A 443-nucleotide genomic window follows, 5' to 3' on the forward strand; every position below is an offset into this window, starting at 1 on the left:
TATGGCTAGAGAAGGTAGACAAGCTCTGCTCAATAGACTGCTCATCTCCAATATCAGCAAAGATTTCTTCAAAAATACCAACACGACTTCCCTTGTCTGCTAAAATCGGCAATCCTGACTGGGCCATGACCTGTGTCAAGCCCAGAGTTTTGAGCATGATGGTCTTCCCACCTGTATTGGGACCTGTAATGACAATAGCTGTTAAATCTTGACCAAAATAGACATCATTTGCGACGGCATTTTTGACCAAAGGATGGCAGACATGGAGCAGTTGAATCTCTTGATTTTCTGACAGCTGAGGCACGACTGCTTGTCCTTCTTGGATAAATCGAACCTTGGCACGAATCAAGTCCAGATGACCGATAATCCAAGCGTCATTAGCAATCTCAGCCGCATGAGGGCGGACACGCTCAGAAATTTCTTGGAGAATGCGAAGCATTTCA

1 protein-coding gene is annotated in these 443 nt (G+C 45.1%); it reads right to left on the reverse strand.

Annotated features, from left to right (window positions below):
- Positions 1 to 443, reverse strand: a 443-nt coding sequence (locus tag EDI28_RS26460) for a MutS-related protein (RefSeq protein WP_438942818.1), incomplete at both ends; no start/stop codon positions are given.

It is taken from the genome of Photobacterium chitinilyticum, assembly GCF_004104355.1.
GTDB classification, from domain to species: Bacteria; Pseudomonadota; Gammaproteobacteria; order Enterobacterales; family Vibrionaceae; genus Photobacterium; species Photobacterium chitinilyticum.